The organism is Mesorhizobium sp. WSM4841, from assembly GCF_055811515.1.
The window spans coordinates 49,995-70,653 of the sequence record NZ_JBVVQC010000003.1 but is presented as its reverse complement, the minus strand read 5'-3'; the positions used below and the strand labels follow the sequence as shown (position 1 = coordinate 70,653).

Sequence of the window (20,659 nt, the reverse complement as noted above, 5' to 3'; positions counted from 1 at the left end):
GGGCGGCGGATGTGACGATGGCGACGGCAAGCAGCGTACAGCGCGAACCTTCCATGGAAGAGATACTGGCTTCCATCAGGAGGATCATCGAGGACAACGATACCGGCCGCAAGCAGCCGGACGAAGCGGACGACCTGCTGCAGGATTTGACGTCGGTTGCAGTGCCGGCACCGGCGGCAGGGGGGGCGCCACCGGCGGCAGGCGGGGCGCCGGCGGCGGCAGGCGGAGCGCCGCCGGAGGCAGGCGGAGCGCCGCCGGAGGTGAGCGCGTTTCGCGCCGAATTGCGTTCAGGATTGGATGCCAGGGGGCCGGTCACGCTGACCGAGGTGCAGGCGCAACCGTCGGCCGTCGAGCCCGTCATCGCACGCATGGAGCCGCCGGTGCGTTCCGATCCGGCTCCGGTCAAAGCGCTCGTGACGCTTGCTGGTGCCAGGGTCGCTGCCGAGCCGGCCCCGGCCGCCAAGCCTGAGCCGGATGCGCCTGCGACGGCAAGGGTTGCGGAGACGACCGACAGCATCGTTGCCGATTGGCGGCGTGAGATCGCCGCCGTCGGCGAAGCGAAGACCGCGGCCAAGCCGGACAGGGCCCCAGACAGGGCTGAGGTACGACGGACGCCGGACGCGGAATCGAAGCCCGAGGTTTTCGAGGACGCGGCCGAACCTGCTTTCGAGCCGGCCCCGCCGCGAAGCGGGTTGACGCGCCCGGCGACAAGCGAGGCACCGTCTAATCGTCCGGCGATCCTTTCCGAACATACAGGCCGGCAGGTCGCCGCCGCCTTCGGCGAGCTTTCCGATGCGTTCGCCAGCCGCAGCAAGAAAACCTTCGACGAGATTGCCGAGGAGATGCTGAGGCCGATGCTGCAGGACTGGCTGGACAACAATCTGCCGACGCTGGTCGAGCGGCTGGTGCGCGAGGAAATCGAACGCGTGGCGCGCGGCGCGCAGTAATAATTCCGACGGTCGACGGATGAACCCCGCCGCTGCGGGCGGTGTCTTCGTTGATGCGCGATGCAATGCCTACGGCCTCGGCAGTGGCATTGCCTGTGATCTTGCCCGATCTATCTGTATGGCAGGCGAGCCCGCTCGCCTGCCGCCTCGCGGTTGACTTGGCCAAAACCTTCCGATTTACACCGGACCAGCAAAAACCCGACAGCTCGGACCATTTCCCTATGCTCGAAAAAACCTACGACGCCAAAATCGTCGAGCCGAAGATCGCCAAAATCTGGGAGGAAGCCGACGCGTTTCGTGCCGGCGCAGGCGCCGAGGAGGGGGCGGAAGCCTTCACCATCGTTATCCCGCCGCCGAACGTCACCGGTTCGCTGCATATGGGCCATGCGCTCAACAACACGCTGCAGGACATTCTGGTGCGCTTCGAGCGCATGCGCGGCAAGAACGTGCTGTGGCAGCCCGGCATGGACCATGCCGGCATAGCCACGCAAATGGTGGTCGAGCGTCAGCTCATGGAGAAGCAGATCCACCGCCGCGACCTGACGCGCGATGAGTTCATCGAGAAAGTCTGGGAGTGGAAAACCGAATCCGGCGGCGCGATCCTCAACCAGTTGAAGCGGCTGGGAGCCTCCGCCGACTGGAGCCGGGAGCGTTTCACCATGGACGAGGGCCTGTCCAAGGCGGTGCTCGAAGTGTTCGTCACGCTCTACAAGGAAGGCCTGATCTACAAGGACAAGCGCCTTGTGAACTGGGACCCGAAGCTCTTGACAGCGATTTCCGACCTCGAGGTCGAACAGCAGGAGGTCAACGGCAATCTCTGGCATTTCCGCTATCCCGTCGAGAGCGAGGTCTTCGATCCGGAAAATCCAAAAACCTTCATCACCGTAGCGACGACGCGTCCCGAAACGATGCTGGGCGATACGGCGGTGGCGGTGCATCCCGACGACGAGCGTTTCCGGCATCTGGTCGGCAAGAACCTCGTCCTGCCGATCGTCGGCCGCAAGATCCCGGTGGTGGCGGACCAATATTCCGATCCGGAAAAGGGCAGCGGCGCGGTCAAGATCACGCCGGCCCATGACTTCAACGACTTCGAGGTCGGCAGGCGCCACAAGCTGCCGGCGATCAATATCCTCACCGTCGAGGCGGCGGTCGCCCTCACGGACAATGACGACTTTCTCGCCGGACTGGAGGTGACGCCCGAACGCCAGGCCGTCTGGGATGAGCTCGACGGCCTCGATCGTTTCGTCGCGCGCAAAAAGATCGTCGAGCTGATGGAAGCGGGCGGTTTCCTCGAAAAGGTCGAGCCGCATCGCCATGCCGTGCCGCATGGCGATCGCGGCGGCGTGCCGATCGAACCGTTCCTGACCGAACAATGGTATGCGAACGCGGCGGAGCTCGCCAAACCGGCTATTCGTGCGGTGCGCGAGGGCCGTACCAATTTCGTGCCGAAAAACTGGGAAAAGACCTATTTCGACTGGATGGAGAACATCCAGCCCTGGTGCATTTCGCGCCAGCTCTGGTGGGGTCACCAGATCCCGGCCTGGTACGGGCCGGACGGACGCGTCTTCGTCGAGAAGACCGAGGAGGAGGCGCTCGCAGCCGCCGTCGAATATTATCTGGCGCTGGAAGGGCCATGGAAGGCCTGGGTCGAGGACAAGCTCGAAAACTTCAAGCCGGGCGAGATCCTGACCCGCGACGAGGATGTGCTCGACACATGGTTCTCGTCGGCGCTGTGGCCGTTCTCGACGCTTGGCTGGCCGGACCAGACGCCGGAGCTGAAGACCTACTACCAGACCGACGTGCTGGTGACCGGTTTCGACATCATCTTCTTCTGGGTCGCTCGCATGATGATGATGGGCCTGCATTTCATGGACGAGGAGCCGTTCCACACCGTCTATGTCCATGCGCTGGTGCGCGACAAGAACGGGCAAAAGATGTCGAAGTCGAAAGGCAACGTCATCGACCCGCTCGAACTCATCGACGAATACGGCGCCGATGCGCTGCGCTTCACGCTGACGGTGATGGCCGCGCAAGGGCGCGACGTGAAGCTCGATCCGGCCCGCATCGCCGGTTACCGCAACTTCGGCACCAAGCTGTGGAACGCGACGCGTTTTGCCGAGATGAACGACGTCGCGAGGAACGATGAGTTCTGGCTGAACGACGCCAAGCTGGCGGTCAACCGCTGGATCCTGACCGAACTGACGCGCGCCGCGCGCGAAATCACCGATGGCATCACCTCATACCGGTTCAACGAGGCGGCAGGTGCGGCCTACCGCTTCGTCTGGAACCTGTTCTGCGACTGGTACCTGGAACTGCTGAAGCCGGTGTTCACAGGCACGGACGAGGCTGCCAAGGCCGAAAGCCGGGCTTGTGTCGCCTTCGTGCTCGACGAGATCTATAAGCTGCTGCATCCGATGATGCCATTCATGACCGAAGAGCTGTGGGCCGAGACATCAGGCGAGGGCAAGGAACGGCCGTCGCTGCTTTGCCATGCCGCGTGGCCGTCGCCAGACTTCGAGGATGAGGCAGCGGCCGCCGACATCAACTGGCTGGTCGATCTCGTCTCCGGCATCCGCTCCGTACGCTCGGAAATGAACGTGCCGCCGGCTGCGATCGCGCCGCTGATGGTGATCGGCGCCAATACCGCAACCCACGAAAGGCTTGAGCGCCAGGCGTCGGCCATCAAGCGGCTGGCGCGGGTCGGCGACATCTCGCTGGTCGACGCGGCGCCCAAAGGCTCCGCCCAGATCGTGCTCAACGAGGCGACCATCTGCTTGCCGCTCGGCAGTCTGATCGACCTTACCGCCGAGGCGGCGCGGCTGCAGAAGGAGCTGGTCAAGGTGACCGAAGAGATCGCCCGCCTGCACAAGAAGCTGTCCAACGAGAAATTCGTCGCCAACGCGCCGGAAGATGTCGTGGAAGCCGAGCGCGAAAAACTCGCCGAATATCGCGAGGCGCAAGAAAAGCTTTCGGTGGCGCTGACGCGGGTGCGTGAAGCCGGTTGACCTATCTCTGGTGTTTGAGAATCAGATTTTCTGAGCATCGGATTGTCCCAAAACCGGGCGCCGCTTTGGGTCCGATGCTCTAGGTTCGCGAGTCTCCGAACCTGCTTTTCGGACGGGGTCCCTGCCACGAAAATAGGCATTCCGCAGCGTAAATCTTGACGTAAACGGAATGTTTTAGCCCTATTGTTGCCATAATGTAACAATGGGGTTCGTTCCCGCAAAACGGGCCGTTTTTGCGCCGTTCCATGCGAGTTTTCCGAGTTTTTTTCTCAATTTGCAGCCAAATGAGCCGTTTTCCCGCTCTGCGGTGAAGCTGCCACTTTGTCTAAAATGCGGTCGGCGAAGGCGTATATGTACGCGTCGAGAATTCGTTGTTGCGACGTTAACCTGAATTGGTTCTAGCTTCGTCCATTCGTATTCGGGGAGGAGAGTCATGAACAATTTGCGTCTGAAAGCGCTGCTGGGGGCGGGGTGCTTTTCGCTGTTGATTTCGGGCGTTGCGAACGCAGGCGGTTTCGACCGGGGCGGTGTCAACATCGATCAGTTGTTTGATGCCGCGCCATATTCGTTCGATGCCGGCGTCACCTATGTTTCGCCACAGCGCACACTGAAGAATGTGCAGCGCCTGGATGGCTCGGGAATGTCGTCTTCGTCAGTGGATGTCGACGGCGACTATGCGGTGCCGCGCATCGGTATCAAGGCCAACATTTTTGAACCAGTGGATTGCCTTGCGAGCTATACGGAACCGTATGGTGCGGAGGCAGACTTCGGAATGAACAACGCCTATTCGCCAACCGCGGTCGAATACTACGTCAAAACAAATGATTTCGGCCTTACCTGCTCCTACAAGATAAACGTCGGCAAGGGCTCCCTGCGGTTCATCGGCGGCGTCTCCTACCAGGAGGTCGATGCGTTTCTGTCGCGCCAGACCTTGCTGGCCTTCGGCAATACCGGCCTCGGAAAATTCAAGCTTTCCGACGAGGCATGGGGTTGGCGCGTGGGCGCCGCTTATGAAATTCCCGAAATCGCCTTGCGCGCAAGCTTGATGTACTCTTCGAGCTACAAATATGACGGACTGTCGGGAACCGTCGACACGACCGGATTTGCAGGTGGGCCGCTAGGAAATGTTACCGGAGTGTTCCCTGTCTCCGCCTCGGCCGAGATACCCCAGGCCGTGGAATTCAAGCTGCAGAGCGGTATAGCGCCTGGCTGGTTGGCCTTTGGCTCGGTTCGCTGGCAGGAGTGGAGCAAGCTTGGCATTATTCCAATTAACGGCGTGATTAACCCGGTTTTCGGTACACCCTCGCCCGTTTCTTTCGATCTGCTTTATCGCGATGGCTGGACGGTTTCGGGCGGCATAGCTCACAAGTTCACCGACCAATTGTCTGGCGCGGTTTCGCTGACCTGGGACCGTGGAACCTCGACGACCTCCGGCTATCAGTCGGACACCTGGTCCGTGGCCAGCGGCATTTCTTATTCGCCGAACGATAAGATCGAGGTCAGACTTGGTGGTTCGATCGGTGTTCTGACCAGTGGGTCGTCGACCTTCACCGGTGTTGGCGACACGGCAAATGCCATCACCTACACGTACGACGACGATCTGCTCCTTGCCGGCTCAGCTTCGGTTAAGGTCAAGTTCTAAATACAAGTTTTCAATAGTAAAAAGCCGGGTCATGCCCGGCTTTTTTACTTGAGGGGGCTTCCCGGCAACCAAGCGGTGTTGCAACGACGCCGCTTCCCTCTGCCTCCCGCGATCGTGATGTTTTGGCAACAGTTTCTGAACAACCCTCGCGCCACAAGGGCGCCTGCCGACATTGCCTACTTCCCGCCATAAACCCGGCGCACCTCGAATTTGTCCCAGGGCATGTGCCAAAAGGCTCGGCAACGGGGCAGGTCGCACCGCTCGCGGCAAGGGAAGAGTATGAACGCCAGAGTCATCTCCAAGGCCAAGCTGCCCAGCCGCTATGTGACCGTCGGTCCGGCACGCGCGCCGCACCGCTCCTATCTCTATGCGATGGGATTGTCGGCGGCCGAGATCGCGCAGCCGCTGGTCGGTGTCGCGAGCTGCTGGAACGAGGCGGCACCGTGCAACATCTCGCTGATGCGTCAGGCGCAGGTGGTCAAAAAGGGCGTCGCCGCGGCTAACGGCACGCCCCGCGAATTCTGCACCATCACCGTCACGGACGGCATCGCCATGGGCCACCAAGGCATGAAATCGTCACTGGTGTCGCGCGAGGTCATTGCCGATTCGGTCGAACTCACCATGCGCGGCCATTGCTACGATGCGCTGGTCGGCCTTGCCGGTTGCGACAAGTCGCTGCCCGGCATGATGATGGCCATGGTGCGGCTCAACGTGCCGTCGATCTTCATCTATGGCGGCTCGATCCTGCCCGGTTCCTACAAGGGCCGCCAGATCACCGTGCAGGATGTGTTCGAGGCCGTCGGCCAGCACTCGGTCGGCACGATCGGCGACGCCGAACTCCTCGAAATCGAACAAGCCGCTTGTCCGTCGGCCGGCTCTTGCGGCGCCCAGTTCACCGCCAACACCATGGCCACCGTCGCCGAGGCCATCGGTCTGGCGCTGCCCTATTCCTGCGGGGCGCCGGCGCCCTATGAAATGCGCGACCGCTTCAATTTCGCCTCCGGCGAAAAGATCATGGAGCTGATCGCAAACAATATCCGCCCGCGCGACATCGTCACGCTGAAGGCGTTGGAGAATGCGGCGACCGTGGTTTCGGCCACCGGCGGCTCGACCAACGCAGCGCTGCATTTGCCGGCGATCGCGCATGAGGCGGGGATAAAGTTCGACCTCTTCGACGTCGCCAGGATCTTCGAGAAGACGCCCTACATCGCCGACCTGAAGCCGGGCGGCAAATATGTCGCCAAGGACATGTTCGAGGCCGGCGGCATTCCGCTTTTGATGAAGACGTTGCTCGACCACGGCTATCTGCATGGCGACTGCCTGACGGTGACCGGCCGCACTTTAGCCGAAAATATGGAGCACGTTGCGTGGAATGATAGCCAGGATGTGGTCCGTCCCGCCAACCGACCAATCACCCAAACGGGTGGCGTCGTGGGCTTGAAGGGAAACCTTGCCCCCGAAGGCGCGATCGTGAAGGTCGCGGGCATGTCGGAGCTGAAATTCTCTGGTCCGGCGCGCTGTTTCGATTCGGAAGAGGAATGTTTCCAGGCGGTTACGGATCGCAGCTACAGCGAAGGCGAGGTCCTCGTCATCCGCTACGAGGGACCGCGCGGCGGTCCGGGCATGCGCGAAATGCTTTCGACGACGGCTGCTCTCTACGGCCAGGGTATGGGCGGCAAGGTGGCTCTCATCACCGACGGACGTTTTTCGGGCGCGACACGCGGCTTCTGCATCGGCCATGTCGGGCCGGAAGCCGCCGTGGGTGGTCCGATCGGGCTGCTCAGGGATGGCGATTTGATCTCGATCGACGCGGTGGGCGGCACGATCGAGGTGGCGCTGTCCGACGCCGAACTGGCGGCCAGGGCGAAGGCATGGAAGGCGCGCGCGACCGACTATCAGTCGGGCGCGATCTGGAAGTATGCGCAAACGGTAGGGCCTGCCCGCGACGGCGCGGTCACCCATCCCGGTGGTGCGAAAGAAACACATTGTTATGCGGATATCTGAGTTGCTGAGGTTGTCTGTCTTTTCGGCACTGGTCGCGATCGCCACTTTTGGCGCGACCTTGGGCGCCGCGGGCCAGGCCATGGCCTTCGACGACAAGGTGTTCGACGACAAGACCGGCGTGAAGCCGCAGTCCAGCCCGTGGGCGGTGTTTCAGTTCGGCTTCTCCGCCTATAAGAACGGCCGCAAGGAGCAGGCCGCGGAGGCTTATAAGTACGCGGCCGAAAACGGCCAGATCGGCGCCACCTGGAAGCTTGCGCGTATGTATGCCGAGGGTGACGGCGTGGAGCGCGACGATTATGCGGCGTTCAAGTTCTTCAGCGAGATCGTCGACCAGGACGTCGAGCCCGGTTCGCCGGAAGAGAGCTATGTGTCGGACGCGCTCGTGGCGCTCGGCGATTATCTGAGGAAGGGCATCCCCGGCAGCCCCATCACAGAGAACGAGGTGGCGGCCCAGGAATATTACATGCGCGCCGCCGCCAATTACCGCAACCCGAATGCCCAGTTCGAGATGGGCCAGATCTTTCTGAATGGCAAGGGCGGCGTCAAGGCTAGCCTCAAGCAGGCCGGGCGCTGGTTCCAACTCGCTGCGGAAAAAGGGCATGCCGGCGCGCAGGCGACGCTCGGCCACCTGCTTTTCCAGAGCGGCAAGATCGTTCGGGGGCTGGCGATGATGACCGCGGCACTCGAACGGGCGTCACCTTCCGACCAGCCATGGATACGTGGCATGCAGGAAGAGGCGTTTGCCGCCGCGGGCGAGGCCGACCGCCGCACCGCGATTTCGCTGGCCGACGACATCCTCACAAAGGGCGGCGGCGACCGGTAGTCGCGAAGCCAGTCACAAAGCCAATAGTCAGGAAGAATGGGTATCTCGAAGTCGGACAGCCGAGATCAATTCTCGGTCGGTTTCGTCGGAACGAGGCCGGACTCCGGCGTTGAAATCGGCGTGGCCGACGGCGCCAGCGTGGTTCCCGGACAATCGTCCCGAATCTTTGTCCATGACGTGTTGTTGAGCACCATGTCGCAGCGGGCGAGGTGGCTCCGGCCGGAAAGCGTCAGGCAGGCGACCTGGCCGATCTGGAATGACTTTCCGTTGGCCAGGCATTCAGGATCGGCAAAAGCCGGCGTCGCCGCGAGGGCGAGCGCGGCGGCACATAGGCAAATCGCAAACCTGATCGTCATTCTGAACCCCGGCCGAACCCGGACTGCAGCGGAGCCCCCGATTGTGGCGATATGACGGTCCATCAACCGGGAATCCGGCGGTCCGGACCTCGAAATGATCAGATCGGCGCAAAAGCCAGTTCGACGGCCACCGGCACATGGTCGGAGGGTTTTTCCCAGGCGCGCACGTGCTTTTCGATCGAGACCGAGGAAAAGCGGTTGGCGGCCTCGGGCGAGAGCAGCAAGTGATCGATGCGGATGCCGTTGTTCTTCTGCCAGGCGCCGGCCTGGTAGTCCCAGAAAGTAAAAATGTCCGGCGAGTCGGTGACCGCGCGCACGGCTTCGGTGAAGCCGAGGTTCTTCAGCCGGCGAAACGCCTGCCTGGTCTGCGGCTGGAACAGCGCATCGCTGAGCCAGTTCTCCGGGAATTTCGCATCGATGTATTCGGGGATGACATTGTAGTCGCCGGCCAACACCAGGGCCTCTTCGAGCGAGAGCCTTTCCTCGGCCCAGCGCTCCAGCCGCGCCATCCAGGACAGCTTGTAGGAGAACTTCTTCTCGTCATCGATCGGGTTGCCGTTCGGCAAGTAGAGCGAGGCAACGCGCAACGCGCCCTTGTCGGTCGAGAACACGCCCTCGATGAAACGCGCCTGATCGTCGGCATCGTCGCCCGGCAGGCCTCTGATAACCTCGTCGAAGCGCAGTTTCGACAGGATGGCGACGCCATTAAAACCCTTTTGGCCATAGATTTCGACGTTGTAGCCAAGCGCCTCGATCTCGGCGCGCGGAAACTGCTCGTCGACTGTCTTGATCTCCTGCAGGCAGGCGATATCAGGCGCGCTTTCCGTCAGCCAATGGGTCAAATTGCCAATGCGGGCCCGAACGCCGTTGATGTTCCAAGTGACGATTTTCATGATGGCCTCATTGCTGTTCCGGCGGAAGACGTTCGACGAGGCCGATCGTATTGCCTGCCGGGTCCTTTAGGAAGGCCATCCATTCGCTTTCCCCCGCCGGCCCGAACAGGCCTTCGGTATCGCGATGGACGAGCATCGGCGGCGCAGTGAAGGGGACACCGGCGGCTTTTGCCGAGGCGTGGAAATCGTCGAGGCCCGATATGTCGAGATAGACGGTGCCGGCCGGCAGGCCATCGGTGAACAGCAGCCGCACGTCGCCGGCCATGATGAAGGCGATGCCGGGCGGATCAAAGCGTGCGTGCACCGTCATGCCGAGCACGTCATGCCAAAACACCAGCGTTGCATCGAGATCGCGCCCGGCTGAAAGCGCGACCTGACGGACCGCGCTAATGGCAGGCATTTTCTAAATACTGAAGCTGGTGCCGCAGCCGCACGAGGCGACCGCATTCGGGTTCCTGATCTGGAACGACTGGCCCATCAAGTCGTCGACAAAATCGATCACCGAGCCACCCATATAGACCAGCGAGAGGTCGTCGATCAGCACGGTGGCGCCGTCCTTCTCGATGGCGACGTCGTCATCGTTGCGGGTGTCGACAAGGTCGAACTTGTAGGAAAAACCGGAGCAGCCGCCGCCCTCGACCGAAACGCGCAGCGCCTTCTTGCCGGCTTCGCCAGATATAATCTTGGCGATCCGCCTAGCGGCGGCGTCGGTCATCTCGACTTTCATGGCAGTCTTGGCATCAGCGCCCATGGGCGTCACCTTGCTTTCGGTTTCACATGATAGGTATGAAGCGCGAGAGGGCAAGTCAACTGCGGCAGCGGCGATGACAAATGAGTTGGGCGACATCGGATTCGGCTATCGGCCGCGCGCAGCCTATGCTTGCGATCCGGCAAAGTCGCGCGGGCGCCTGTTCGACGAGGTGGAGAGCCCGACCCGCACGCCGTTCCAGCGCGACCGCGACCGCATCATCCATTCGACGGCATTCCGCCGGCTGAAGCACAAGACGCAGGTGTTCGTCGCGCACGAGGGCGACCATTACCGCACCCGGCTGACGCATTCGATCGAGGTGGCGCAGATAGCGCGCGCCCTGGCGCGGGCGCTGCGCGGCGACGAGGATCTGGCCGAGGCGGTGGCGCTGGTGCACGATTTCGGTCACACGCCCTTCGGCCATACCGGCGAGGATGCGCTGAACAACAAGATGGCTGTCTGGGGCGGTTTCGACCACAACGCGCAATCGCTGCGCGTGGTGACGCGGCTGGAGAGCCGCTATGCCGAATTCGACGGGCTGAACCTCACCTGGGAAACGCTGGAGGGGCTGGTCAAGCACAACGGCCCGCTGACCGACGCCAGGGGAAACGGCCTGAAGGGGCCGGTGCCGCAAGCGATCCGAGACTATTCGGAGCTGTACGATCTCGAGCTCGACCGCTTCGCCGGCATCGAGGCGCAGTGCGCGGCAATCGCCGATGACATCGCCTACAACACCCATGACATCGACGACGGCCTGAGGTCAGGCATCCTGAAGCTGGACATGCTGGAAAAGATCTCGCTGCCCGGCTCGATCCTTGAAGGCGTGCGCCGGCGCTATCCGGCGCTCGACGATGTGAGGACAGGGCACGAACTGATGCGCCGGCAGATCACGATGATGGTCGAGGATGTCATCGTTTCCACCACCGCCAATCTGGCCCGCATCAAGCCGGACAGCGCCGACGCGGTAAGGGCGGCAGGCGAGACGATGGTGACCTTTTCAGCCGAAATGGCCGCGTTCGAAAAGGAATTGAAGGCCTTTCTCTACAAGCATCTCTACCGGCACAGCGAGGTCATGCGCGTGCGCAACGAGGCCGAGCAGATCGTCAACGACCTGTTCGAGGTCTATTTCGCCGATCCGCGCGCCATGCCCGATGGCTGGCGCGAAGGGCTCGACCGGGCCGACGATCGCATCAAGGCGCGCAGCGTCGCCGATTTCCTGGCGGGCATGACGGATACCTACGCATTGAAAGAGCACCGCCGTTTGTTTGACCATACGCCGGAATTAAGCTAGGCCGAGCTCGATTTTGCCGGCCAATGAGCCGGATCCCTGCAAAGCCGCCAGAGCCACACCCCAGAGCCACACCAATGAACATCTTCGCCGATTTCAACGCGCGAATCACCAGAGCTGTCGAAGCGCTTGATTTGAAAGACAAGGACGGCGGTTCGCTGGACCTGTCGCGCATCGCCGTCGAGCCGCCGCGCGACCCCAGCCATGGCGACCTGGCGACCAATGCCGCGATGGTGCTGGCCAAGCCGACCGGCCAGTCCCCACGCGCACTGGCTGAAAAGCTGGCGCAGGCGCTCCGTGCCGACATCGACATCGCCGCCGCAGACGTCGCCGGTCCGGGCTTCGTCAATCTCAGGCTCAGGGACGCATTCTGGCAGGTGCACCTGACTGCGCTGCTCGGCGAAGGCCGCAATTACGGCCGCTCGGCCGTCGGCGGCGGCAAGAAGGCAAACGTCGAATATGTCTCGGCCAACCCGACCGGGCCGATGCATGTCGGCCATTGCCGTGGCGCCGTGGTGGGTGATGCGCTCGCCAATCTGATGGCCTTCGCCGGTTATGACGTGACCAAGGAATATGTCATCAACGACGCTGGTTCGCAGATCGACGTGCTCGGCCGCTCTGCCATGCTGCGTTACCGCGAGGCGCTCGGCGATGATATCGGCGAGATTCCTGCCGGGCTTTATCCTGGCGATTATCTGATCCCGGTCGGCCAGGGGTTGGCCAGCGAATTCGGCCGCTCCTTGCTGCAGATGGCCGACGAGGAAGCGCTTGCCATCGTCAAGGACAGGACGATCGATGCGATGATGGCGATGATCCGCGAGGATCTGGCGCTGCTCAATGTGCATCACGACGTCTTTTTCTCGGAGCGTACCCTGCACGCCGACAACGCCCGGAAAATCCGCTCGGCGATCAACGACCTGACGCTCAAGGGCCACATTTACAAGGGCAAGCTGCCGCCGCCCAAGGGCGAGAAGCCGGACGACTGGGAGGATCGCGAGCAGACGCTGTTCCGCTCGACGGCGGTCGGCGACGACATGGACCGGGCGCTGGTCAAGTCGGACGGCACCTTCACCTATTTCGCCGCGGACGTCGCCTATTTGAAGGACAAGGTCGATCGCGGTTTCGTCGAGCTGATCTATGTGCTTGGCGCCGATCATGGCGGCTATGTGAAGCGCCTGGAAGCGCTTGCCCGGGCGATTTCCGGCGACGAGGTGAAGCTTACCGTGCTGCTTTGCCAGTTGGTGAGGCTTTTTCGCGAGGGCGAACCGGTGCGCATGTCGAAGCGGTCGGGCGATTTCGTGACGCTGCGCGAAGTGGTGGAGGAGGTCGGCCGCGATCCGATCCGCTTCATGATGCTGTACCGCAAGAACGATGCGCCGCTCGATTTCGACTTCGCCAAGGTGACGGAGCAGTCGAAGGACAATCCGGTGTTCTACGTGCAGTACGCCTCGGCGCGCTGCCATTCGGTGTTCCGGCAGGCGAGCGAACAGTTGGGCGAGGCCAATTTTGACCGCAGTCGGCTGGCCGCCGCCACCGCTTCGCTGACCGACGAAGGCGAGATCGGCCTGATCAGGAAGCTTGCCGAATATCCGCGGCTGATTGAATCCGCGGCCCTTGCGCTCGAGCCGCATCGGCTGGCATTCTACCTCTACGATCTCGCCTCCAGCTTCCACGGACATTGGAACCGCGGCACCGAGAATCCGGACTTACGTTTTGTTAAGGTTAACGACCGACAATTGACGCATGCCAGACTAGGGCTGGTGCAGGCTGTTTCGGACGTTTTGACGTCCGGCCTGACGCTGATCGGAGCCGATGCGCCCACCGAAATGCGTTAGGTTTGACTAAAAAACCTGTCACCTTTTGCCCACATTGCGCTGGTAAGGGCCAACCCTACGCGACGTCCATGGCGTCCGAATGAGTGCGAGTTCGGGAACAATAATGGCAGACAGAACCCAGCTGAGAGCAGCCGCCCAAAACGATATCGCCGACGATGATCCGTTCGCGGAACTGACCAGGATCATGGGGTTCGACCCGCGCCAGCCGGTCAAGCCGCAGGCCCAGCCGAAGGCGGCTCCCGCCAGCCAGCCGGTGGACGACGGCGACTTCGACATCGACCTCGAGAAGGAGTTGATGGGCGAATTCGGCGCCGACGACAATGACCGCGCAACCGAGGTTCGCGAGCCGGCTTTCGAAGCGGCTGCCATTGACCCAATTGACGACGGGCTTGGGGACGGCGAGCTTGCCGCGTCGCTCGAACGGGATTTCCTGCTCGACGCCGATGCGGCGGACGAAGCTGGCCATGCCGTTGCTGCCGACGACGCGCGCGCTGGTGTTGCCGAAAAATCCGCGCCGGCTGTTGAAGCTGCGTTCGATGACGATTTCGACGATGCGCTTGCCAGTTCGCTCGAAGACGTGTCGCCTTTCGAAGACGATTTGCCAGTGACTGATAAGCTTGGGAACGACGAGCTTGCCGCGTCGCTCGAACAGGATTTCCTGCTGGACGACGATGCGACGGACGAGACCGCCTATGCCGTTGCTGCCGATGACGTTCGTTCTGACGTTGCCGAAGCATCCGCATCGGCTGCTGAAGCTGCCTTCGATGACGATTTCAACGATGGGCTCGCCAGTTCGCTCGAAGACGTGTCGCCATTCGAAGACGATTTACCGGTGAACGACAAGCTTGGGAACGACGAGCTTGCCGCGTCGCTCGAACAGGATTTACTGCTCGACGACGATGCGACGGACGAGGCCGAACAGAATACTGCCGCCGCCGTGTCCGCTCTGGCCGCCGAACCCGCCTTCGACGATGAATTCGACAACGCAGTCGCAAGCTCGCTCGAAGACGATTTGATGCTCGACGAACACGTGCCGATGGCGCAGGCTGCCGAAGCCGAAATCTCCGCACCGGCCGCCGAACCCGCCTTCGACGATGAATTCGACAACGCGGTCGCAGGCTCGCTCGAAGACGAGCTGATGCTCGACGAACACGTGCCGATGGCGCACGCCGTCGCTGCCGAACCCGCTGAAATCGCCGCGCCGGCCGCCGAACCCGTCTTCGACGACGAATTCGACAATGCCGTCGCAAGCTCGCTCGAAGACGAGTTGATACTCGACGAACACGTGCCGATGGAGCAGCCCGCTGTTGAAGCTCCTGCTGCGCCTGATCGGGCCGTTTCGGAAGAGTCCGGTGAGGATTTTGCCGGCCATTACGACGCCATGGCCGATGTCGACATGGATTTCGAGGTTCGCACGGCTGAACCGGTCGAAATTGACGAGCCAGAAATTGACGAACCGGAGGCTATCGCGGCCAAGGATGGCCCTTCCGCCGCGACCCCGGAAGATGCGTTCGACGACGATTTTGACTTGAGCTTCGACGACGCGCTTGCCGAGGAAGCCGAAGAGCCGGTTGCGCCGGCCCCCGGCGTTGCAGCCCAACCGACGGCGCCGGCCGCTGTAGTCCAGCCGGCGGCGCTTGCCCCCGTCGCTGACGAGCGGAGCCTCGAAGACGAGTTGAACGCGCTGTTGGGCATCATGCGCACACGGGCCGCTCCGGTGGTTGCGTCCGCGGCCAATGAACCCGCCTTGGTTCAGCAGCCTGTGGCCGCGGCTGGAAAAGCCGCCGACAAACCAGTGGATACCATCGACGAACTGGACTGGAGCCTCGACGAGCAAGACCTTTCGGAGCCATCGGATGGCGCGGTTCAGGCGGCCGAGGCCGATCTCGACTCCGTTCTCCTCGATGACCTCGAGGGTCAGGATTTCGGCGCTGAAGATGCCGCCGGGCCGGCCGATGTCGATTTCGACGATGATGCATTGCATACCGCCTTCGCCAAGGACATCGGTCTGGACCATGGCGACGGCGAGAACGTTGCGGCCGCCGCTTCCCAGGACGACGCGCTCAACTGGATGGCCGCACGCTCCGCCCCGCCGGCGCCGGCCCATTCGTGGAGCCGCGTAACGCCGGTCGCGCAGTCGCAACCTGCCTTTGCAGCCCAGCCGACGGCTTCGGCGAGGACCACGGAAGCGCCGCCGCCGATGGCTGCGGTACCATCCTATCAGGATGAGCCGGCGCAAGACGATGCCGCCAATGCTGCATCTGCACCGGCGCAAAGCGAACAGTCTTCGGCGTATGACGAGGTGCCTGATGTCGAGACGGTCGATGTGCCCGAGCGCGTCGTGGCGCTGGCGGACGACCTCGATATTCCGGAACTCGACTTCAATGACGACGAACCGGCGGCGCCTGCCTATGACGATCTCGACACCGAGTTCGCTAGCCTTCTCACCGAAATGAACACCGTAGACGTCGCTGCCACCCCGGCGCGCAGCGCGTCGTATGACGACGAATCCTACAATGCAGGTTTCCCGTCAGGGGCCGGAATCCAGTCAGCGGCCGGGTTCCAGTCAGGCTATGAGCCCGAACGCGTTGAAACGCGGACCTATGCGGCGAGACCCGCACAAGCGTCTGTCAGTGCGTCTTATGCCGATGCCGCCAGCGGCTTCGATTGGGGCGACTTGCCCAACGGCCGGCCGGCCTCGCAGGCCGACGACTTTGGATTGGACGAACTCGACTACGACCCCGAACTGGATGAGGCCATGTCGGTTCCCGGCTTGGCTGGGCACGATGCCGCGAGGCCGCGGAGCCGCGGCCTGCTGGTCGCCGCAGTCGTCGGCGCCGTGGCGCTCGCCGGCGGTCTCGGCGCCTTCGCGCTGTCTTTCGGCGGCGCCGGCGGCACCGATGCGCCGGTCATCGTCAAGGCGGACAACGCACCGATCAAGGTCAGGCCTGAAAATCCGGGCGGCACCGTCGTGCCGAACCAGGACAATAAGGTCTATGACGCAGTGGCCAAGGGTGGCGCAAAGCCTGCCGAACCGGTCCAGGAAAAACTGGTCACCAACACCGAAGAGCCGGTGGACGTGGCGGCCAAGGAGCCGCCGCAGAGCCGTGTGGTCGATCTTTCGCCCGACGATATCGACACGGCTGAAGCCCCCGATGCAATCCGCAATGCCGAATCCGCCGCCGCTGAAGGCGCCAATGCGATCCGCGGCACGCAAGCGGCCGGAAATGCCGACGTCGCCGCCGCGCCGGCACCCAAGTCCGAGGATCGTATCGCCCAGGTTCTGCAAGAGGCCGACCAGGGCATCGAGCCCGACGTCGTCGCCGTTGCACCGCGCAAGGTGAGAACCATGGTCGTCAAATCAGATGGCTCGCTGGTTGCGCGGGAGGATCCGGCGCCTGCGGCACCGCAGACGGCTGCCGTTGAACCTGTCGATCCGGCGCCTGCACCGCAGATGGCTGCCGTCGAACCTGTCGATCCGGCGCCGCAGCATGTGGCCCCAGCGGGACAGGCCGACGACGCAGCAGAACAGACCGGTACGGTACCGCCTGTTGCCGACCAGGCAAGTGGCGATCTGTTGGGTGGCGACCCGGTGGGCGGCGATCAGACCGAAATCGCCAAGCCGGAAACAGCCAAGCCGGAAACAGTCGATCCGATAACCGCGCCGGCAGCCGCGCCTGAGGCTGAGGCCCAAACCGCCCAGCCTGCCAATACGCCGGCCACGGTTCCGGTGGCGCCGCAGCGTCCGTCCGACCAGCCGGTCGACGTCGTCGGCGAGGTCAAGCCCGACCAGGTTGCGTCCATCAGTCCGGCGGCCGCCTCGACCGGCGGTGGCTCGTGGTCGATGCAGATCGCTTCGCAACCGACTGTCGAAAGCGCCCAGTCGACCTATCAGGATCTGCAGCGCCGCTACGGCAGCGTGCTTTCCGGCCACACCGCCAACATCGTCAAGGCCGAGATCGCCGGCAAGGGAACGTTCTATCGCGTCCGCGTCCCGGCGAAGTCACGCAACGATGCGATCAACCTGTGCACCAACTACAAGGCTGCCGGCGGCAACTGCTTCGTGTCGCGCTAGCCATTTCGAATACCCGCCCTTGGGCGGAAAGAACCGGCGCGGTCACGAACCGCGCCGTTTTTTGGTGGAAGGGAGTTCTTTGTGTGGAAGGGGTTGTGGCTCAACCGCATGTGGTTCGATGCGATTCCCTTTGTCCGCGTGAAGCTCTAAACTCCTGCTCATGACCGAATCAAAATCCATGATCCTCGGCTGCGCCGGGAAATCGCTCACACGCGACGAAATCAATTTCTATCGCAATGAATGCCCGTGGGGCTTCATCCTGTTTGCGCGCAACATCGGCGAGACCGAGCAGATCCGCGATCTGGTCGCGGCGATGCGCGACTGTATCGAGCGCCCGGACGCCCCGGTGTTCATCGACCAGGAAGGCGGCCGGGTGCAGCGCCTGCGGCCGCCGTTGGCGCCGAATTATCCGGCCGGTGGTGCGCTCGGGGCCTTGTGGCGCAACGATCACGATGCCGGCAACCGCGCCGCCTGGCTGATGGCGCGGTTGCACGCCTTCGACCTGCTGCGCTACGGCATCACGGCGGATTGCCTGCCGGTGCTCGACGTTCCGATCGAGGGCGCCAGCGACGTCATCGGCGCGCGCGCCTATGGCAAGGAGCCTCGTGCCGTCATCGAACTGGGTCGCGCCGCGGCGGAGGGCCTGATGTCGGGCGGCGTGCTGCCGGTGATGAAGCATATCCCCGGGCATGGACGGGCCTTTGCCGACACGCATTTCGAACTGCCGACGGTCGATGCCTCAATGAGCGACTTGCAGCGGCATGATTTCGCCCCGTTCAGGGAGCTCAATCATTTGCCGATGGCGATGACGGCGCATGTCGTCTACAGCGCGATCGACCCGAAGAACCCGGCCACCACCTCCGGCAAGGTCATCGACGAGATCATCCGCGGCGAAATCGGCTTCGACGGGCTGTTGATGAGCGACGACACCTCGATGAAGGCACTTTCTGGGGATTTCCCGACAAAGGCGGCCGCGATCCTTGCGGCGGGCTGCGATCTGGTCCTTCACTGCAACGGCGTTTTCGAGGAGATGGCCGGCATTGCGTCGCGCACAACAGGGCTTGAAGGCACGTCGCTGCAACGCGCGCAACGGGCGCTGACCTATATCAAGAAGCGCGATCGGGCTGATGAAGCCGAGATACGCGCCGAATTCGCCACCTATTTCGATGCGGTGGCCTAGACCATGATCCCGAAAAATGGGAGCCGGTTTTTCGGAACAGATCATGGTCAAACAAGAAGCTAGAAGCAAAGGAAAGCGACAGGAAGTGGCGGAAACATTGGACAGCAAGGCCGGCAAGGCCGCACCGATGGACCGTCTGTGGGCCGAGAACGACGATTCGCGGCTGACTGGCGATCCCGCGCTGGTCGTCGATGTCGACGGTTTCGAGGGCCCGCTCGATCTTCTGCTGCATCTTGCCCGCAACCAGAAGGTCGATCTGTCGCGCATCTCGATCCTGGCGCTGGCCGAGCAATATCTGGCCTTCGTCGAGAAGGTGAGGGCGCTCAGGCTGGAGGTTGCCGCCGACTATCTGGTGATGGCAGCGTGGCTGGCGTTTCTCAAGTCGAAGCTTTTGATCCCCAAGCAACCCGGTGACGACGGCGAAAGCGGCGAGGAGTTGGCCGCGGTGCTGCAATTCCGGTTGAAGCGGCTGGAAGCGATGCGCGACGCGGCGGCACGCCTGGTCAACCGTAACCGGCTCGGACGAGACGTGTTCGCCCGCGGCATGCCGGAAATGGTCATGGTCGAGAAACGCAACGCCTATTCGGCCTCGCTCTACGATCTGCTGACCGCCTATGCGGCGCAACGCCAGAAGCAGGCGATCACCAATGTGACGATCGCCAGGCGCGGTGTGTGGTCGCTCAAGGATGCACGCGACATCCTCAACAGGCTGATCGGCACGCTTGCCGACTGGACGGCGCTGGACAGTTTCCTGGTCGAATATCTGACCGGCCCGGACGAGCGGCGTACCGCGATTGCCAGTTCGTTCGCGGCCACGCTGGAACTGGTGCGCGAAGGCAAAATGGAAATGCGGCAGGACGAGGTGTTCGCGCCGCTCTATCTGCGCGGCCGTGCGCAAGGCATCAGGGCAGTCGAGGTGGCATCATGAGTGAACGCGCCAACGCTTCGGTCATTCCGTTCAACGTCGACGACGAGACCGAAGAGGGCGTGCTCGCCGGGGTACCGGCAGAAAATCAAGCCCAGAACTTGTCCCAGAATCCTGGCGAGCGGCTGCATATGGCGGAAGCCGTGCGAATGGCCGAGGCGATTGTTTTCGCCAGCGCCGAACCGGTCAGCGAAAAGCAGCTTGCCGCACGCCTGCCTGACGGCATCAGCATTGCCGCGGCGATGGCCGAACTGCAGCAGATTTATGCGCGGCGCGGCGTCAATCTGGTGCGCGTCGGCGACGCCTGGGCGTTCCGCACCGCCGGCGATCTCGCTTTCCTGATGAGCCGCGACACGGTGCAGCAGAGGAAGCTTTCCCGCGCGGCGCTCGAAGTGCTGGCGATCATCGCTTACCACCAGCCGGTGACGCGCGCCGAGATCGAGGATATTCGCGGCGTCGAGACCTCGAAGGGCACGCTGGACACGCTGATGGAGACCGAATGGGTGAAGATGCGCGGCCGGCGCCGCACGCCCGGCCGTCCCGTCACCTACGGCACCACCGACATCTTCCTCGACCATTTCGCGCTGGAGGAGATCCGCGATCTTCCCGGCATGGACGAATTGAAGGGCGCCGGGCTGCTTTCAGGCCGCATGCCGTCGAATTTTTCCATTCCGCTGCCGCCGGCGGATCCGGATGCGCTGACCGACGACGAGGATCCGCTGACCGACATCGACCTCGAGGAGCTCGGCCTGTTGACGCCGCGCGTCGAGGAAGATTGACCCAAACGACATGCCGAAAGCCGTTGGTATTTCGCGGCTGCGCCGATTGGTAGCGGGCTATGGCGCCGAAAGTGCGTGACTTCGGCCACTCATTTATAAACTCTGTCGCGGTTGTGTTTGAATCCCGACGTGAAAGCGCATAGATCATCGTCAGAGAAA

Annotated in this window: 15 protein-coding genes; 11 read left to right on the top strand and 4 right to left on the bottom strand. The window is 62.7% G+C overall.

Going from position 1 to position 20,659, the window contains the following annotated elements; translation table 11 throughout:
* The first annotated feature begins 17 nt into the window (after nucleotides 1-17).
* The 5 genes from AC0L14_RS04220 to AC0L14_RS04200 all read left to right on the top strand — a co-directional run bounded on the left by AC0L14_RS04220 (nucleotide 18) and on the right by AC0L14_RS04200 (nucleotide 8,421).
* On the top strand, nucleotides 18-947 hold the full coding sequence (locus tag AC0L14_RS04220; RefSeq protein WP_473748733.1) for a PopZ family protein: 930 nt from the start codon (nucleotides 18-20) through the stop codon (nucleotides 945-947).
* Between the two features lie 221 nt (nucleotides 948-1,168).
* On the top strand, nucleotides 1,169-3,952 hold the full coding sequence (locus AC0L14_RS04215; protein WP_473527569.1) for a valine--tRNA ligase: 2,784 nt from the start codon (nucleotides 1,169-1,171) through the stop codon (nucleotides 3,950-3,952).
* 433 nt (nucleotides 3,953-4,385) lie between these two features.
* Nucleotides 4,386-5,594, top strand: a complete 1,209-nt coding sequence (locus AC0L14_RS04210) for an OmpP1/FadL family transporter (RefSeq protein ID WP_473489508.1) — start codon at nucleotides 4,386-4,388, stop codon at nucleotides 5,592-5,594.
* 279 nt (nucleotides 5,595-5,873) lie between these two features.
* Nucleotides 5,874-7,598 carry a dihydroxy-acid dehydratase gene (ilvD, locus tag AC0L14_RS04205; protein WP_473527568.1) on the top strand — a complete coding sequence of 575 codons (1,725 nt, stop codon included), beginning with the start codon at nucleotides 5,874-5,876 and terminating at the stop codon, nucleotides 7,596-7,598.
* The gene (locus AC0L14_RS04200; protein WP_123150641.1) at nucleotides 7,585-8,421 is read left to right on the top strand and encodes a tetratricopeptide repeat protein; all 837 of its coding nucleotides are present in this window, start codon (nucleotides 7,585-7,587) and stop codon (nucleotides 8,419-8,421) included. The genes ilvD and AC0L14_RS04200 overlap by 14 nt, the downstream gene beginning before the upstream one ends.
* Nucleotides 8,422-8,486: 65 nt before the next feature.
* Here AC0L14_RS04200 and AC0L14_RS04195 read toward each other — a convergent pair whose 3' ends face one another.
* The 4 genes from AC0L14_RS04195 to erpA all read right to left on the bottom strand — a co-directional run bounded on the left by AC0L14_RS04195 (nucleotide 8,487) and on the right by erpA (nucleotide 10,421).
* Entirely contained in the window at nucleotides 8,487-8,777 is a 291-nt protein-coding gene (locus AC0L14_RS04195) for a hypothetical protein (protein ID WP_473527567.1), read from the bottom strand.
* A 98-nt stretch (nucleotides 8,778-8,875) separates the two neighbouring features.
* The gene (gene xth, locus AC0L14_RS04190) at nucleotides 8,876-9,670 is read right to left on the bottom strand and encodes an exodeoxyribonuclease III (RefSeq protein ID WP_123150642.1); all 795 of its coding nucleotides are present in this window, start codon (nucleotides 9,668-9,670) and stop codon (nucleotides 8,876-8,878) included.
* A gap of 7 nt (nucleotides 9,671-9,677) precedes the next feature.
* The gene (locus AC0L14_RS04185; RefSeq protein ID WP_473638117.1) at nucleotides 9,678-10,070 is read right to left on the bottom strand and encodes a VOC family protein; all 393 of its coding nucleotides are present in this window, start codon (nucleotides 10,068-10,070) and stop codon (nucleotides 9,678-9,680) included.
* A 3-nt stretch (nucleotides 10,071-10,073) separates the two neighbouring features.
* Nucleotides 10,074-10,421 (bottom strand): iron-sulfur cluster insertion protein ErpA, encoded by a 348-nt coding sequence (gene erpA / locus AC0L14_RS04180; RefSeq protein ID WP_095493771.1) that lies wholly within the window; start codon nucleotides 10,419-10,421, stop codon nucleotides 10,074-10,076.
* Nucleotides 10,422-10,494: 73 nt separating this feature from the next.
* Here erpA and AC0L14_RS04175 point away from each other — a divergent pair, with 73 nt between their 5' ends.
* From AC0L14_RS04175 to scpB, 6 genes are all read left to right on the top strand, one after another.
* Nucleotides 10,495-11,709 carry a deoxyguanosinetriphosphate triphosphohydrolase gene (locus tag AC0L14_RS04175; protein ID WP_473748732.1) on the top strand — a complete coding sequence of 405 codons (1,215 nt, stop codon included), beginning with the start codon at nucleotides 10,495-10,497 and terminating at the stop codon, nucleotides 11,707-11,709.
* 74 nt (nucleotides 11,710-11,783) lie between these two features.
* Nucleotides 11,784-13,541 carry an arginine--tRNA ligase gene (gene argS / locus AC0L14_RS04170; protein ID WP_473489515.1) on the top strand — a complete coding sequence of 586 codons (1,758 nt, stop codon included), beginning with the start codon at nucleotides 11,784-11,786 and terminating at the stop codon, nucleotides 13,539-13,541.
* 103 nt (nucleotides 13,542-13,644) lie between these two features.
* Nucleotides 13,645-17,616, top strand: coding sequence for an SPOR domain-containing protein (locus AC0L14_RS04165; RefSeq protein WP_473748731.1), 3,972 nt, complete (start codon nucleotides 13,645-13,647; stop codon nucleotides 17,614-17,616).
* 160 nt (nucleotides 17,617-17,776) lie between these two features.
* Entirely contained in the window at nucleotides 17,777-18,796 is a 1,020-nt protein-coding gene (gene nagZ, locus AC0L14_RS04160) for a beta-N-acetylhexosaminidase (RefSeq protein ID WP_292185835.1), read from the top strand.
* A 127-nt stretch (nucleotides 18,797-18,923) separates the two neighbouring features.
* Entirely contained in the window at nucleotides 18,924-19,724 is an 801-nt protein-coding gene (locus AC0L14_RS04155; protein ID WP_473638156.1) for a segregation and condensation protein A, read from the top strand.
* Nucleotides 19,721-20,500 (top strand): SMC-Scp complex subunit ScpB, encoded by a 780-nt coding sequence (scpB, locus tag AC0L14_RS04150; protein WP_292185833.1) that lies wholly within the window; start codon nucleotides 19,721-19,723, stop codon nucleotides 20,498-20,500. The genes AC0L14_RS04155 and scpB overlap by 4 nt, the downstream gene beginning before the upstream one ends.
* Nucleotides 20,501-20,659: the final 159 nt, after the last annotated feature.